The organism is Curtobacterium sp. B8, assembly GCF_000333315.1.
Classification (GTDB): Bacteria; Actinomycetota; Actinomycetes; order Actinomycetales; family Microbacteriaceae; genus Curtobacterium; species Curtobacterium luteum.
The window spans coordinates 1-14789 of the sequence record NZ_BACW01000188.1; the positions used below are offsets into that span (position 1 = coordinate 1).

At 72.9% G+C, this 14789-nt stretch carries 19 protein-coding genes and 1 pseudogene; 10 read left to right on the forward strand and 10 right to left on the reverse strand.

The annotated features are described in order from the left end of the window. The 6 genes from I59_RS04785 to mnhG form a co-directional block, all read left to right on the forward strand. A partial coding sequence (locus tag I59_RS04785) for an MnhB domain-containing protein (RefSeq protein ID WP_376764443.1) occupies positions 1-649 on the forward strand: 649 nt, incomplete at its 5' end. Beyond that, positions 646-1083: a Na(+)/H(+) antiporter subunit C gene (locus I59_RS04790; protein ID WP_022902895.1), complete on the forward strand. Its 438-nt coding sequence runs from the start codon at positions 646-648 to the stop codon at positions 1081-1083. The genes I59_RS04785 and I59_RS04790, both read left to right, overlap by 4 nt. Beyond that, positions 1080-2783, forward strand: coding sequence for a Na+/H+ antiporter subunit D (locus tag I59_RS04795; protein WP_022902896.1), 1704 nt, complete (start codon positions 1080-1082; stop codon positions 2781-2783). Before I59_RS04790 ends, I59_RS04795 begins: the two co-directional genes overlap by 4 nt. Continuing rightward, on the forward strand, positions 2780-3361 hold the full coding sequence (locus I59_RS04800; protein ID WP_022902897.1) for a Na+/H+ antiporter subunit E: 582 nt from the start codon (positions 2780-2782) through the stop codon (positions 3359-3361). Before I59_RS04795 ends, I59_RS04800 begins: the two co-directional genes overlap by 4 nt. After that, a complete protein-coding gene (locus I59_RS04805) occupies positions 3358-3696 on the forward strand; it encodes a hypothetical protein (RefSeq protein ID WP_022902898.1) in 339 nt (112 codons plus the stop codon). The genes I59_RS04800 and I59_RS04805 overlap by 4 nt, the downstream gene beginning before the upstream one ends. After that, positions 3697-4050: a monovalent cation/H(+) antiporter subunit G gene (gene mnhG, locus I59_RS19200; RefSeq protein WP_022902899.1), complete on the forward strand. Its 354-nt coding sequence runs from the start codon at positions 3697-3699 to the stop codon at positions 4048-4050. A 114-nt stretch (positions 4051-4164) separates the two neighbouring features. On the opposite strand, the gene I59_RS04815 is transcribed toward mnhG, so the two are convergent. After that, a complete protein-coding gene (locus tag I59_RS04815; RefSeq protein ID WP_022902900.1) occupies positions 4165-5382 on the reverse strand; it encodes an MFS transporter in 1218 nt (405 codons plus the stop codon). Positions 5383-5627: 245 nt separating this feature from the next. On the opposite strand from I59_RS04815, the gene I59_RS04820 reads away from it, so the two are divergent. Beyond that, positions 5628-6656, forward strand: a complete 1029-nt coding sequence (locus I59_RS04820) for an aldo/keto reductase (protein WP_022902901.1) — start codon at positions 5628-5630, stop codon at positions 6654-6656. A 41-nt stretch (positions 6657-6697) separates the two neighbouring features. Here the strand turns inward: I59_RS04820 and I59_RS04825 are convergent, their stop codons facing one another. Beyond that, positions 6698-6886 (reverse strand): hypothetical protein, encoded by a 189-nt coding sequence (locus tag I59_RS04825; protein ID WP_022902902.1) that lies wholly within the window; start codon positions 6884-6886, stop codon positions 6698-6700. A 115-nt stretch (positions 6887-7001) separates the two neighbouring features. On the opposite strand from I59_RS04825, the gene soxR reads away from it, so the two are divergent. Continuing rightward, on the forward strand, positions 7002-7550 hold the full coding sequence (gene soxR, locus I59_RS04830; RefSeq protein WP_022902903.1) for a redox-sensitive transcriptional activator SoxR: 549 nt from the start codon (positions 7002-7004) through the stop codon (positions 7548-7550). On the opposite strand, the gene I59_RS04835 is transcribed toward soxR, so the two are convergent. Then, positions 7510-7953 (reverse strand): MarR family winged helix-turn-helix transcriptional regulator, encoded by a 444-nt coding sequence (locus I59_RS04835; protein ID WP_022902904.1) that lies wholly within the window; start codon positions 7951-7953, stop codon positions 7510-7512. The genes soxR and I59_RS04835 overlap by 41 nt on opposite strands. A 46-nt stretch (positions 7954-7999) precedes the next feature. Here I59_RS04835 and I59_RS04840 point away from each other — a divergent pair, with 46 nt between their 5' ends. Next, positions 8000-9232 carry a multidrug effflux MFS transporter gene (locus tag I59_RS04840; RefSeq protein WP_022902905.1) on the forward strand — a complete coding sequence of 411 codons (1233 nt, stop codon included), beginning with the start codon at positions 8000-8002 and terminating at the stop codon, positions 9230-9232. Between the two features lie 115 nt (positions 9233-9347). On the opposite strand, the gene I59_RS04845 is transcribed toward I59_RS04840, so the two are convergent. From I59_RS04845 to I59_RS04875, 5 genes are all read right to left on the reverse strand, one after another. Further along, entirely contained in the window at positions 9348-10082 is a 735-nt protein-coding gene (locus tag I59_RS04845; protein WP_022902906.1) for a phosphatase PAP2 family protein, read from the reverse strand. An 81-nt stretch (positions 10083-10163) separates the two neighbouring features. Then, positions 10164-10814: a pyroglutamyl-peptidase I gene (gene pcp / locus I59_RS04850; protein ID WP_022902907.1), complete on the reverse strand. Its 651-nt coding sequence runs from the start codon at positions 10812-10814 to the stop codon at positions 10164-10166. Between the two features lie 136 nt (positions 10815-10950). Continuing rightward, entirely contained in the window at positions 10951-11247 is a 297-nt protein-coding gene (locus tag I59_RS19205) for a Dabb family protein (RefSeq protein ID WP_175327910.1), read from the reverse strand. Between the two features lie 94 nt (positions 11248-11341). Beyond that, positions 11342-11926 carry a hypothetical protein gene (locus tag I59_RS20645; protein ID WP_022902909.1) on the reverse strand — a complete coding sequence of 195 codons (585 nt, stop codon included), beginning with the start codon at positions 11924-11926 and terminating at the stop codon, positions 11342-11344. Between the two features lie 60 nt (positions 11927-11986). Continuing rightward, the gene (locus tag I59_RS04875; RefSeq protein WP_022902910.1) at positions 11987-12874 is read right to left on the reverse strand and encodes an SDR family oxidoreductase; all 888 of its coding nucleotides are present in this window, start codon (positions 12872-12874) and stop codon (positions 11987-11989) included. Between the two features lie 154 nt (positions 12875-13028). Between I59_RS04875 and I59_RS20650 the strand changes: the two genes are divergently transcribed. Then, a complete protein-coding gene (locus I59_RS20650) occupies positions 13029-13628 on the forward strand; it encodes a hypothetical protein (RefSeq protein WP_022902911.1) in 600 nt (199 codons plus the stop codon). Between the two features lie 12 nt (positions 13629-13640). Here I59_RS20650 and I59_RS04885 read toward each other — a convergent pair whose 3' ends face one another. Together I59_RS04885 and I59_RS04890 are read right to left on the reverse strand one after the other, a co-directional pair. Further along, entirely contained in the window at positions 13641-14570 is a 930-nt protein-coding gene (locus I59_RS04885) for an ROK family protein (protein ID WP_022902912.1), read from the reverse strand. Further along, positions 14567-14789: pseudogene (locus tag I59_RS04890) on the reverse strand (glutathione ABC transporter ATP-binding protein); the annotation flags it as partial. The pseudogene I59_RS04890 and the gene I59_RS04885, both read right to left, overlap by 4 nt.

Sequence of the window (14789 nt, forward strand, 5' to 3'; positions counted from 1 at the left end):
CGCGAGGACACCCTGCCGCGTCTCCGCGACCTGCCGTCGAGCATCACGAGCGACAAGCACCGCTCCCGACGGCGAGCCGCGGGCCTGGCTGCCGACGAGCGCAGCGATGCCGACCGGGCGTTCGGCGCTCCTCGACGTGGTCGTCCGGCTGCTCTTCCACGGACTCGTCGTCCTGTCGGTCTACCTGCTGTTCGCCGGGCACAACGCCGCCGGCGGCGGGTTCGCCGGCGGCCTCGTCGCCGGCATCGCGCTGGCGGCCCGGTACCTCGCCGGCGGCCCGGCCGAACTCGGTGCCGCGGCCCCGGTCCGCGCGGGTCGCCTGCTCGGCCTCGGCGTCGCGACGGCCACCGTGACCGCGCTCGTGCCGCTGTTCTTCGGGAAGGAGGCGCTGTACTCCGAGTTCGTCGAGGCCACGGTCCCGGTCCTCGGGCACGTCGAGTTCGTCACGGCGACGTTCTTCGACATCGGCGTCTACCTCGTGGTCGTCGGCCTCGTGCTCGACGTCCTCCGCAGCCTCGGCGCCGAGGTCGACCGCCAGCGACTCGAGGACCTCCGCGCCCCGATCGCCGACTCCACGGAGCCCGACACGACCGGGTCCGACCCCGTGCACGACGCCGCGGCCGCCACCCCGGAAGGGAGTGCCACGTGACCGTCACCCTGGTCCTCGTCATCGCCATGGCCGTGCTGTTCTCGTGCGGCGTCTACCTGCTGCTCGAACGGTCCCTGACGCGCATGCTGCTCGGGTTCCTGCTCCTCGGCAACGCGCTCAACCTGCTCCTCCTCGTGATGTCCGGGGCCGCCGGCAAGCCACCGATCGGGAAGTCCGCCGAGGGCATCACGGATCCGCTCCCCCAGGCCTTCGCCCTCACCGCGATCGTCATCACCTTCGCGGTCAGCGCCTTCCTCCTCGCCCTCATCCACCGCTCCTGGAAGCTGTCGCGCGCGGACGAGGTCGGGGTCGACGAGGCCGACGCCGCGATCGGACGCCAGCGCGACGGCAGCGGCGACGAGGACGTCGTCGACGAGGACCCGGAGATCGACACCGACCCCGAGGCCGCCCAGCAGGAGGAGAACGCCCGATGACCTGGCTCGTCCCCCTCCTCGTGCTCGTCCCGCTGCTCGGCGCCGCGGTCGCGCTCGGGCTCGTCCGTCACCAGAAGACGCAGCGGGCCATCACGGTCGCCGTGCTGGCGATCGCCGTCGCCGTGGCCGTCACCCTCATGGTGCTCGTCGACCGGCACGGCACGATCGTCGTGCAGGTGGGCGGCTGGCAGGCGCCGTACGGCATCAGTCTCGTGGTCGACCGGCTGAGCGCCCTGCTCCTCACGGTCAGCGCGAGCGTGCTCCTGCTCGTCCTGCTGTTCTCGATCGGGCAGGGCCTCGCCGACGACGACGAGGACGCCCCGGTCACGATCTTCTACCCGACCTACCTCGTGCTCGCGGCGGGCGTGCTCGACTCGTTCATCGCGGGCGACCTCTTCAACCTCTACGTCGCGTTCGAGATGCTCCTCGTCGCCTCGTACGTGCTCATCACCGTCGGGGGCAGCGAGCAACGGGTGCGCGCAGGGACGACGTACATCGTGACGAGCCTCATCGCGTCCGCGATCTTCCTCGCCGCCATCGGGCTCGTGTACGGGGCGACCGGGACTGTGAACATCGCGCAGATCTCCGAACGGGTCCCCGAGTTGCCGGAGCACGTGCAGCTGCTGCTCCACACGATGCTGCTCATCGGGTTCGGCATCAAGGCCGCGGTCTTCCCGCTGGCGTTCTGGCTACCGGACTCGTACCCGACGGCCCCCGCCCCCGTCACCGCGGTCTTCGCGGGACTCCTCACGAAGGTCGGCATCTACGCGATCATCCGGCTCGAGACGATCATCTTCCCGCGGCCGCAGCTCAACACGGTGCTGCTCGTGGTCGCGATCCTCACGATGGTCGTCGGCGTGCTCGGCGCGGTGTCGCAGACGGACGTGAAACGGCTGCTGTCCTTCACACTCATCAGCCACATCGGGTTCATGGTGATGGGGGTCGGGCTGGGGTCGGTCGCCGGCACGGCCGCGGCGGTGTTCTACACGGTGCACCACATCGTCGTGCAGACGACCCTGTTCCTGGTCTCGGGGTTGATGGAGCGCGTCGGCGGCACGACCTCGACCCGTTCCCTCGGCGGGCTCGTCAAGGCCGCGCCGCTGCTCGCCGCGCTGTACCTCGTGCCGGCGTTCAACCTGGGCGGCATCCCGCCGTTCTCCGGGTTCATCGGCAAGCTCGGTCTGTTCCGCGCCGCTGCCGAGGACGGTTCCCCACTGGCGTACGCGACGATCGCCGCCGGGGTCGTGACGAGCCTCCTGACCCTCTACGCGCTCATGCGCGTCTGGGACGCCGCCTTCTGGCGGCCCAAGCCGGCGGCCGAGGCGGCCGCCCCGCACGCGAGCACGGCCGAGCCGCACGCGCACCTGCGGGCGCCGGAACCGGCGCCGCTGACCGTCTCCGAGGAGACCGGTGAGGCGTACCACCCGGGAGGCTCGGTGACGGTCACCGACGCACCGCACGCGAGCCGTGCCTCCCGTCCGGACGAGACGGCCACGGGCGGGCCGACGCCCGTCGCCGGCGAGGCGCCGCCGCGCACCCGTCTGCCCCGCATGCTCGTCGGCGTCACGACCGTCGCGGTCCTCGGGTCGGTGGCCCTCACGGTGGTGGCGGCCCCCCTCTACGGGTACGCGACCCGGGCGGCGGAGTCGCTCGAGTCGCCGGACCGGTACGTGCAGGCCGTGCTCGGAGGCGACCGATGAGCGACACCCGACGCTTCACGAACGCGCGGCGGATCGCCGTCGCGTGGCGCTACGACGTACCGCTCGTCGCCGGCCTCACCGTCCTCTGGGCACTCCTGTGGGGCTCGTGGACGCCGCTGACCCTGCTGTGCGGCATCGTCGTCGCGCTGCTCGTGACGCAGCTGCTCCCGCTGCCACCGGTCCCCCTGTCGGGGCGCTTCTCGCTCCCTGCCGTCCTCTGGTTCCTGGTCGTGTGGGGCGGGTTGGTGGTGGCCGCGTCCTTCCGGGTCGCGTGGGCGGCGTTCCGTCCACGTGGGGTGCGGCGCAGCTCGATCGTGCTCGTGCAGCTGCACAGCACGTCCGAGATGACGTTCACCCTCGCGACGATCGCGGTCTCGCTCGTGCCGGGCTCGTACGTCGCCGACGTGGACCTGCGGCACCGTCGGGTCCTGCTGCACGTGCTGGACACCGAGCGGATCGAGCAGGTCGAGGCCGAACGGCGGACCGCGCTCCGCATCGAGGCCATGGTCATCCGCGCGCTCGGGTCGCGGCAGGACGTCTCGGAGCTCTCCGAGCCGCTGCCGGAGGTCGTCCGGTGAGCGCCGCAGTCGTGGTCATGGCGGTCTGCGTCGCCGTCGTCCTGGTGCTCCTCGGGGTGACGCTCGCACTGGCGGTCGGGCGCATCGTCCGGGGGCCGACGATCCTCGACCGGATGATCGGTTCCGACCTGGTGCTGACGACAGTCCTCATCGTGACCGCCGCCGCGATGGCGCTCCGTCGGGACCTCACCGCCGTCCCGGTCCTCGTGGTGATCGCCGCGACGAGCGTGTTCGCGACCGTCGCCGTGGCCCGGGCGGTCACACCCTCGTCGGACCCGTCGGACGAGGGTTCCGACGCGACGACCCCGGAGCACGCGATCGAGGAGGAGACGTAGGTGATCGACCTCATCGAGGCGTTCGTCGAGGGCGCCGGGATCCGCGCCTGGATCGCCGTCGCGCTGCTGCTCGTCGGCTCCGTGCTGTCGCTCGGCGCCGCCGTGGGCATCGTCCGGTTCCCCGACCCGCTCGTCCGCCTGCACGCCATGGCGAAGCCGCAGGTGCTCGGGCTGGCCTTCGCGCTCGCGGCGGTCGTCGTGGCCGTGTGGACGTGGACGGCGCTCTGGGTCGTGCTCCCGATCATGGTCTTCCAGCTGTTCCTGGTGCCGGTGTCGACGCACATGATCGCGCGGGCCGGGCTGCGGTCGGGCGACCACCGGCACGAGGCGCTGCTCCACGACGACACGGAGTAGGCGCCGGCGGCGCGCGGCGGGTGTCCGACGTCGAACGACGCCGCCGCTGTCGTGCGACAACGGCCAGGTCGTCTCACAGCGACGCTGCGCCGCCCGCAGCGCCCGCAGCGCCGGTCAGCGCCGGGTGGCCCGCCGCTCGAGCACCAGGTCCGCGACCGCCGCCACGACGACGACACCGGCCGCGATCGCCGGCAGCACCATCGCCCCCGCCGCACCGGCACGCTCGGCGACCGCGCCCGTGACGGCCGACGACAGGGACTGTCCGACGATGACCGCCGAGCCGAGGATCGTCATGGTCGTCGCCGAGCGTCCGACCGGCGCCCGCTCGGACCCGAGGGAGTACTGCGTCACGAGGGTGGGGCCGATGCCGATCCCCATGACGCCGAGCACGAGCGCGACCGCGACCACCGAGTCCGCGTACGCGAAGGCCACCGCCCCGCCGAGGAGCACGACCCCGAACACCAGCCAGCGCCAGCCGAGGCCGAACGCCCGCGGGAACGCCGCCGACCCGAGCGCGAGCGCCGCCGACCCGACGCCCATCACGCCGTAGAGGAGCCCGGCGCGCGAGGCTCCGCCGTGTGCCTCCATGAACGCGGTCAGCGAGGTGAGGGTCGCGCCGAAGAACAGGCCGATGCCGAGGATGCCGGCCACCACCACGAGCAACCGGGGGCGCAGCAGCTGCCGGGCGGGCGCCTGCGCCACGTGCCCGGTGCCGCCGGCGACGAGACGCCCGGTCGGGTGGAGGGCGAAGGCCGTGACGAACGCGAGCGTCAGGACGGACGCCCCGGCCACCGCGACCCACGGTGCGATCGCGCTCGCGAGCACGCCGACGAGGAACGGTCCGATGATGAACACCGTCTCGTCAGCGGCGGACTCGTAGGCCATCGTCCCGCTCGTGACCCGCTCGCGGCGGTCCGGGCTCATGCGCTGCCGGATGATCGCGACGAGCCGGGTCCGGGACATCGGGGCGACCTGCGGCGCCGACGCCCCGACGAGGAACGCCATCGCGAGGACGGCCACGTCGGGCGCGGCGCTCGTCACGACCAACGGCAGCGCGCCGAGGAGCACGCCGTTGACGATGCCGACCGGGACGAGCACGCGTCGTTGGCCGAAGCGGTCCGCGGCCGCCCCCACGACCGGGCCGAAGACCGCGGAGCCGATGCCGACGGAGGCGGAGTTCAGCCCGCCGAGGGCCACCGAGTCGCGCGCGGCGACGACGAGGGTGAGGACGCCGACGACCATCATCGCGAACGGGAGTCGCGCGACGAAGGCGATCGGGAAGTACCACCGACCGGCGTGGGCGATCAGGGACGTGGGTCGTGCGTGGAGCATGGGGTGTGCCTTCTCGGCCCGGCCGTCCGCGGCAGCGGGCCCATCGGGTGCCGCCGCTGTCCGTCGCGCCCGGAGGGCGGGCGACGGCCGGTAGATACACACTGCGTGTTCGTGGTACTTCCCCAGCCTACCGCGCGGCGGCCTGGAGGCACGGGGCGGGCCCGCCACGGGCCTCCAGGCCGTCAGACGGTAACGCTTCGTCACCCGCGTCCGTGCGTCGCGTCAGCGCACCTATCGTGACGCGCATGGAACAGCGACGCACCGGGCGCACGGGGGCGCCCGTCAGCGCCCTGACACTCGGGACGCACGCGCTCGCGGGCGTGGCGACCCGGGACCTCGACGAGGCGACCGTGCTCGTGCACGAAGCCCTCGACCGCGGCGTGACGGCCGTCGACGTGTCGGACGCCGACGGCGGCGGTCGCGCGGAGTCCGCCGTGGGGGCGGCCCTCGCGGGTCGGCGGGACGACGTCTTCGTGTCGGTGCGGTTCGGCGACGCGGTCGACTCCGATCCCGCGCACCGGGGCAACGGCCGTCGGTGGATGTTCCGCGCGGTCGAACGGAGCCTCGAGCGGCTCGGGGTCGACGTCATCGACCTCTACCAGCCGGCGCGTCCGGACCCGGCGACGTCCCTCGACGAGACGCTCGACGCCCTCGCGGACCTCGTCGCCGCCGGTCGGATCCGGGCCTTCGGGATCCCCGGGTTCCCCGCCGAGGAGCTCGTCGAGGCCCAGTGGCTGCGGTCCGGCGGGAAGAGCGCGACCGCCACGCACGTGCCGTACTCGCTGCTGACGCGGACGGCCGAGCGCACGGTGCTGCCGGTGGCACGGCGCTTCGGGCTCGGCGCGTTCACGGGGGCACCGCTCGCCGGGGGCTGGCTCGCCGGGTCCTACCGGGAGGGCGCCGGCCAGCCGGTGTCGCCGCGGACGCTCGTCGACCCCGCGGCCTACGACGTCGGGTCGCCGCGCAACCGCCGGAAGCTCGGGGTGGTCGACCGCCTCGGGCGTCTCGCCGACGAGGCCGGGCTGACCCTGTTCGAGCTGTCCGTCGGTTTCGCGCTGACCCACCCGGACGTGTCGAGCGTCGTGGTCGGCCCGCGGACGACGTCACACCTGGACGCGTACCTGCAGGCGTCGGAGGTGGCGCTCGACGACGACCTGCTCGACGCGGTCGACCAGGTGGTGCCTCCCGGGACCCACGTGCTCGAGGACGACACGGGCATCGCGCTGCCGGCGCTGTCCCGTGAGCGGCTCCGCGGACCGGCACTCGTGCGCTGATCCCGCGGGGTGCCGACTCCGTTCGGGGACGTCGTACGGCCTCAGCGGGCGGTGGTGCGGCAGAGGCCCTCGTGCGCGAGCATCACCGGGAGTGCAAGGGCGTAGGGCAGCCGGGCGGCGAGCCGCTCGAGACCGGAGAGCACCGCGTCGAGGACCGGGTTGCCGGTCGGCTCGGGCCAGTTCGACGAGACGGGGCGGGCGATGTCCTGCTGCGCGGTGAGCACGCTCATGGTCGTGTCCTTCGAGGTTCGAGCCGGTCCTGCACCGGCCTTGTGATGTCCAACATATTACCGACATGTAGCCCTGTCAAGTGCGATGTGAACACTCGCGCCTAGGATCTCGACCATGGTGGAGATCCCCGCACCGAAGCCGACCGACCTGCTCTCGATCGGCGAGGTGGTGGAACGCACCGGGGTCGCCGCGTCGGCCCTGCACTTCTACGAGCGCAAGGGCCTGATCCACCCCGAGCGGACGACCGGCGGCACCCGGCTGTACCCCCGGCACGTCGAGCGGCGCATCGCGATCATCCAGGTGGCGAAGCGGCTCGGTATCCCGCTGAGCGAGGTCGCCGAGCAGTTCGCGACGCTGCCGAGCGACCGGATGCCGTCCCTGCGCGACTGGGCCCGGTTGAACGAGCGGTGGCGGGCACGGCTCCGCGCCCGCCAGCTCGAGCTCGAGCGGCTCCAGGAGGAGATGACGCAGTGCATCGGCTGCGGGTGCGTCTCACTGAACGCCTGCCTGGTGATGAACCCGGGCGATGCGCTCGGCGCGGACGGGGCGGGTGCGCGGCGCCTGATGCCGATCGAGGACGAGGTCGGGCAGGCAACCGATCAGGACGTCGAGGAGGAGCCCGTCAGCGAGCCACTCCCCGGAGGCCGACGTCGATCCGCGTGAGCAGGGCGAAGGCGCCCTCGACCCCGTCGACGTCGCCCCCGAGCGCCTCGCGCAGCGTGCGGACCCAGTGCGCGTGCAGCCGCCCGATGCTCTCCCGCGCGACCGGCGTCGGATGGAGGCGCACCGTCCTGGCGTCCTCGGGGTCCGGCCGGCGCTCGACCATCCCCTTGTCGACGAGCGCCTTGAGCGCGACGCTGAGGTTGCTGCGCTTGAGGGCCGTCGCCTCGGCGGTCGCGCTCGGTGAGGTCCCGGGGTTGCGGTCGACCCACCGCATGACGAGCGCCTCGGTCCCTGTGAGCGGCACGATGTCGAGCGTGCGGAGGCCGTGCGGGTCGACGTCGCGCGAGACGCGGAGCAGGACGTCGGCGAACTCCGCGAGGAGGTCGTCCGACACCGGGGGCATGGCAGCACTGTACCGCGGACATTCCATGAGTTATGATTTCATAACCATGACGACCGACACCGGGACCATCCGCGCGCACGACGCGGCCGCACCGACCACGGCACGGGGCATCACCACGGCGCTCCTGCTCGTCCTCGGACTCCTCAGCGCGGTGGCGCCGTTCGCTACCGACCTCTACCTCCCGGCGTTCCCGCAGATGACGACGGAGCTCCACACCTCCGCGACGACCGTGCAGCTCACGCTGACCGCGTTCCTCGTCGGGGTCACGGCCGGGCAGCTCGTCTTCGGTCCGCTGTCCGACCGCTTCGGCCGGGTGCCGCCGCTGGTCGCGGGTGCGGCGCTGTGCGTCCTCGCGAGCGTGGCCGCGGTGCTCGCACCGAACGTCGGGGTGCTGATCGTCGCCCGTCTGCTCCAGGGGCTCGGTGGTGCGGCCGGCATGGTGATCGGTCGTGCCGTGATCTCCGACCTCGCCTCCGGCAGGGCCGCGGCGCGGGCGTTCTCGCTCATGATGATCGTCGGCGGCGTCGCCCCGGTCGTCGCCCCGCTGCTCGGCGGCCTGCTCACCGCGCCGCTCGGCTGGCGCGGACTGCTCACGATCGTGCTCGGCCTGTCCGTCGCGATGCTCGTCGCCGTGCTCGCCGTCGTCCGCGAGACCCACCTGCGCTCGCGCCGGGACGCACTCCGGGCCGAGCGGGCCGGTTCGGGCTCCCCTGTGCGGGCACTCCGCTCCCCGGCCTTCATCGGGTACACCGCCGTGTTCGGATTCGCGTTCGCGGTGATGATGGCGTACATCTCCGCGTCGCCGTTCCTCTACCAGGACATGCTCGGGCTCGGGACGGTGGGCTACGGCGTCGCGTTCGGCTGCAACGCGCTCGCGCTGATGGGCGTGAGCATCCTGTCCGCGAAGCTCACGGCCACCCGCTCCGTCGTCGGGGTCCTCAGCGTCGGGATCGGGCTCGTGACGGCGTCGACGGTGGCGTTCGGGCTGCTCGTCGTGACCGGGGCGCCCGTGTTCTGGCTCGCCGTCCCGCTGTTCACCGCGGTGGGGTCGCTCGGCCTGGTGCTCGGGAACGCGACCGCGCTGGCGTTGGGCGCGGTGCCGTCGGCTGCCGGGAGCGCCTCGGCCGTGCTCGGTGCACTGCAGTTCGGCCTCGCGGCCCTCGTCTCACCGCTCGTGAGCATCGGCGGGTCGGCGACCGCGGGGCCGCTCGCGGTCGTGATGCTCGCCGCGGCCGTGGTCTCGGTGGTCGCCCTGCTCCTCGCCCGGCATCGCGCCTGACACCGGCGGGGCCGGACCGGGGAGCGTGCGCGTTCCGACGGAGCGCGCGTCGATCACCACGAGCGACGTCGGAGCGGGCGCGCTTGCCCGACCGACGGCGCCCCCCCCCCGGGCGTCAGGACCGGACGGCTCGTCCGCCCACCGGCTTCCGGAGGAACGGGATGCGCGGCATCAGCCAGTCGACCCAGACCACCCGGACGCCGGGGGCCACGGCGAGCGACCAGAGGATCGACGCCGCCGCGTCGGTCGGGTAGTGCACCGCGTCGATCGACACCGCGAAGAACACCACGACGATCGCCGCTGTGCCCGCCACGAGCACGGTGCGGTGCCACCGGCTGTCGCGCAGGAGCCAGACGAGCGCGATGACGAACGCGGTGATGTACACGGTGTGCCCGCTCGGGTACCCCGGGTCGGGCTGCACGGCGAACGGGTGCCGCAGGACGGCGACGTCCGGGCGCGCGCGGTGCACGATCTCCTTCACGACCGCCGAGGGCACCCACGTGATCGCGATCGTGCCGCCGAACGCGAGCGCCGGACGCAGGTCACGGGACCGCCACCAGATGACGGCCACCACGACGACGGTGATCCCGATCGCCGGGGCCGGGCTGATCACGTGGTACACGGCGTCCGTGAACGCGCCGAGCGCCCCGGTGTGCAGCGTGTTCAGGGCCTTCGAGAGCCCGAGGTCGACCGTGCCGAGCAGGAAGCCGACCCCCGTGATGACGACGACCGCGATGACGGCGACCGCGACCGAGACGAGTGGGTAGCGCGCCGGCTCGAGGATGCCCACGACGTCGGTCGCGGTGGCCGAGCGGCCTCGGGGACGGAGCTGCGGGGCGTCGGCGGTCATCCGACCATGGTCCCAGGTCGTCGGCGCACCCGACCCGGAGACCCGTGACGGAAGATCAGAAACCCCTCAGCGTCGCAGCGCTCAGTGTTCCGCCCCGCCCTGCTCGACCAGGTCCGGTCCGCCGCGGAGGGCTTCGCGGACCACGACGTCCAGCGCCCGGACGACGTCGTCCAGCGGGAGTGTCGGCAGGCCGGGGGCACCGAAGCCCGGTGTGGCCGGCACGTGCACGAACCCGCCACGGAAGTCGTGCCGGTCGGCGAGCGACATGAGCTCGTAGAACGCCTGGTTGCAGGTGAACGTCCCGGCGGTGTTGGAGACCGCGGCAGGGACGTCGAGCGCCCGGATGCCCGCGACGATCCGCTTGATCGGCAGCCCGGAGAACCAGGCCGTCGCACCGTTCGGGTCGATGGGCTCGTCGACCGGCCGGGCTCCTGCGTTGTCCGGGATCCTCGCGTCCTGCACGTTGATCGCGACGCGCTCGGGCGTCACCGCGGACCGTCCCTCGGCGAGACCGGTCGCGACCACCACGGTCGGCCGGTGCTCGAGGATCGCGGCCACGAGTCGCTGCCGGACCTCCGCGAAGACGACCGGCAGCTGCTCGACCCGCATCCGGGCGGGGCCGTCCCACCGGTCGGCGAGCGCCGTCACGGCGTCCCAGGACGGGTTCGTCGTGGCACCCCCGAACGGCTCGAAGGCGGTCAGGAGGACGGTCGGTCCGGTCGCGTCGGCCACCGGCCCAGCCTAGGCACGGATCGGCCGGGAGGCACGTGGCGGCGCCGTGTCGCGCCTCCCGACCGTCACCGGGCCACTGCCGGGCCGGAACCGGCCCCGTCGGACCGCCGAGCCGGCCGTCCCCGCCGCGGCGGCGTCAGTTGTCGATGTCGAACACGACGACCCGGCTGCTGCCGGCCCGGATGTGCTCGGCGACGGGCTGGTGCTCGGGGTGCGGCAGGTAGGCCTGGAGCGCTGCGCGGTCGCGGAACCCGACGACGAGCATCCAGTCGAACCCGCCCTCGAGCCCCTCGGTGCTCACGCTGGTCCCCGACCGGACGGTCTCGACGCCCTCGATCCGCGTGAGGTGCTCCCGTGCGAGCGCGTCCCCTTGTGCCGCTCGTCCGTCGTCGCCGTCCCACGTCACCAGCACCACGTGCGTCACACCGGTCATCGTCACTCCCGTCGTCGGGTCCGATGCTGCCAGCACCGTGCAGCGGTGGCGCCCGTCGGTCCGGGTCTCATCCGCTGGGCGCGGGGCCCCGCGGTCACTTCCGGGCTTCGGCCCGCTGCTGGATGCCGACGAGGACCATGAACAGCAGCCCGACGCCGAGCACGACGGCCGGCGCGAGCAGCGAGCCGCCGCCGGTCAGCGCCAGGACGAGGAACACCACGCCGAGGCCGGTGAACATCGCGGACAGTGCCCAACCGGCCTTCACACTCACGAACCAGCGCGGCCGGCCGGCCTCGTCAGCGGAGCGGATGCGTTCGTCCTCGGCGGCCCGCCACGCGCTGCCCGGCCCCCGGTGTCGGAGGACCTTCGCCCAGAACACGAGCATGCCCGCCGCGAAGACGAGGAAGAACACCGTCAGCCCGATCGCGACACCCGTCTCCCCGCTCATCCAGAGCGGCACGGTGGCGAAGAGTCCGACGAGCGCGGAGCCGAGCACGAGCCACGGCGCGACGACGCGGGCGTAGGTCTGCTGTCCGCGCCCGACGGCCCGGCTCGCACGGATGAAGCGCTGTTCACCGCTCGAGCGCTCGGCCGCGGGCTTCCGCATGACGTTGCCCTCGACGACGATGAGCACGACTGACGCCAGGAGCACGATCCCGACCACGATCCACACGACCATGGTCGAGACCGTACTCACGAGGACTCCTCAGTCTCCCGGAGTCCGGGGGACAGTGGGCCGTCAGAACGCGGGGGTCCCGCCCGCGATGGTGATGGTCGAGCCGGACTGGTAGCTCGACTCCGGGCTGACCAGGTGGACGTAGGCGGCGCCGAGCTCCGCGGGCTGCCCCGGGCGACCGAACGGCGACGACTCCCCGAAGTGCGCGACGGTCTCGGCGTCGTCCGAACCGGGCTGCAGCGGGGTCCACACCGGACCGGGTGCGACCGAGTTGACGCGGATGCCCTTCGGCGCGAGCTGCTGGGCGACGGCCTCGGTGAAGGTCTTCACGGCACTCTTCGAGATCGCGTAGTCGATCTTGTCCGGTGACGGCGTGCTCGCCTGGATCGAACCGGTCGTCACGATGGTCGAACCGGGCTCGAGGTGCGGCACCGCGGCCTTCGTGAGCCAGAACAGCGAGTAGATGTTCGTCTTGAAGGTGGAGTCGAAGTGCTCGGTGGTGAGCGTCAGGACGTCGTCGTTGCTGTCCATGCGACCGGCGACCATCACGAGCGTGTCGAGGCCGCCGAACTCGTCGACGGCCTTCTGCACGAGGTCCTTGCAGTACTGCTCGTCGGAGATGTCACCGGGGAACAGCACGGCGCGGCGCCCTTCGCCCTCGAGGAGGTCGCGGACCTGCTCGGCGTCCTCCTGCTCGTCGGGCAGGTAGGACAGGACGAGGTCGGCGCCCTCGCGGGACAGTGCGATCGCGGCGGCACGGCCGATGCCGGAGTCGGCGCCGGTGACCATGCCGCGGTACCCCGTCAGTCGCTCCTTGCCGACGTAGCTCTGCTCGCCGTGGTCGGGCTGCGGGTCCATCTTCCAGGCGGCGCCCGGCAGGGACTGTTCCTGCTCCGGGTACGGCGGTGCGGGGTAGAGGGTGTTCGGGTCGCGCTTGTCGTACTGGCTCATGCGGCCACGATGCTCGGGAGCTGCTCCGCGCCGGTTCAGGGGCACGGGGCTGCACACGCCGTGACAGCATCCACAGCCTGAACGAATGTCGATGAGGCTGTCGCGGATGCACCCTGCCGGTCGGCGGAGGATGCGGGCGGGTACCGTCCGGCCCGTGGCGGGCGACTGGGTCGAGTTCGACGACGGACCGAAGCGGCGGGTGATCCACCGTCGACTCGGACGGTTGTGGCCGTTCGTCCTGGCGTTCGGGACGGCCTCGGCGTTCATGAGCAAGGGCGGTCCGTCTCCGTTCCAGTCGTTCGGGTGGATCGCGGTCCCGATCTGGTTCGCAGGTTGGGGACTCGTCCTGCTCGCGGCGTGGGGTGTGCTCCACCTCGTGTCACGGCCCTTCGCGATCGACCGCGAACGCGGCCTCGTGCGGCTCCGCGGCAGGGTCGTGCCGTTCTCCGCGGTGGACTTCGCGGAACTGGAGCCGTTCACGAACCTGGATCCGGACCTGCTCTCGATCCGTCTGGGGATCCGCAAGCGGCGCACGGTGGTGCTCGTCATCAGGGAGGGTCGCGAGGCCACCGTGACCGGGGCGCACCGCGATGCGCTCCTCGCGGCGCTCGCCGGATCGTCGATCACCCGCCCGTCGAGCGTCCACGACCCGACCGGCCGGTTCGCCCGGTTCAACTTCCCGGGCTCACTCGACAAGGCGGGCGCCGCCGAGGTGGTCGAGCACCCGCCCCAGGTCGGTGTCGCCGGCCCGTGACCGCCACCCGCGTCACACGACGGGCGCAGCCCCGAACACGACGTCCCGCACCTGCGCCGCCGCACCGAGCGCGACGGCGTCGGACCCCAGCGTGGACAGCGCGAGCCGGATCGGCGCGCCGCTGACCGGGGGTTCGGCCTCGATGGCCGCGGTGATCGCGGGTTCGAGGAGGTCCCACGACCGGGCGATCCCCCCGCCGATCACGACGGTCGTCACGTCGAGGACCCCAGCGGTCAGCAGTGCGGCGCGGGCGAGCCCCCACCCGGCGCGCGCGAAGACCTCGGCGGCGTCGGCGTCGCCGGTGCGCGCGGCCTCGGCGACCTCGCGCACGGAGCGACGCCGGCCGGACCGCTCCTCGTAGCGGTCGGCGATGCCCCGGGCGCCCGCGAGGGTCTCGAGGTGTCCGACCTGGCCGCACGTGCACACCGCGTCGCCGAAGCCCGGCACGTGACCGATCTCCCCCGCGGCGCCGCGTGGTCCGGCGAAGAGGGATCCGCCGAGCACGAGCGCCCCGCCGACACCGGTCCCGAGCGTCATCCCGAGCACGTCCGGCTCGCCCGCGACCGCGCCGGTGGCGACCTCGCCGAGGAGGAACGCGTTCACGTCATTGTCGAGGGTCGCGGGCACGCCGAGTGCTCCGGTGACGGCCGCGGTCACGCCGTACCCGGCCCAGCCGGTGAAGGAGTTCCCGGTCACCAGGACCGTGCCGGTCGCGGCGTCCACGACGCCGGCTGCGCCGACCCCGACACCCGACAAGGAGGCCCGGTGCCGGTCGAGCAGGTCCGTCACGGCACGGACACCGGTCGCGACGATGGCCGCGCCGCCCGCGTGCGCGGGCGTCGGCAGGTCGACGCGGTCGACGACCTCGAGGTCCGGCGTCGTGAGCAGCACCTTCGTGTTCGTCCCGCCGACGTCGATGCCGGCGAGCACCTCGGCGCTCACGCGGTCACCGTCCCGAGGGCCGCGAGACGATCGGCGCGACGACGACGCTGCACGACGGGATCGGGCACCGGGACGGCCGCGAGGAGCCGCCGGGTGTAGTCGGTCTCCGGGTGGACGAGGGTGTCACCGGTCGCGCCCTGCTCCTCGACGACGCCCTGGCGCATCACCACGACACGTTCGGCGAACTGCTGCACGACGGCGAGGTCGTGCGAGACGAAC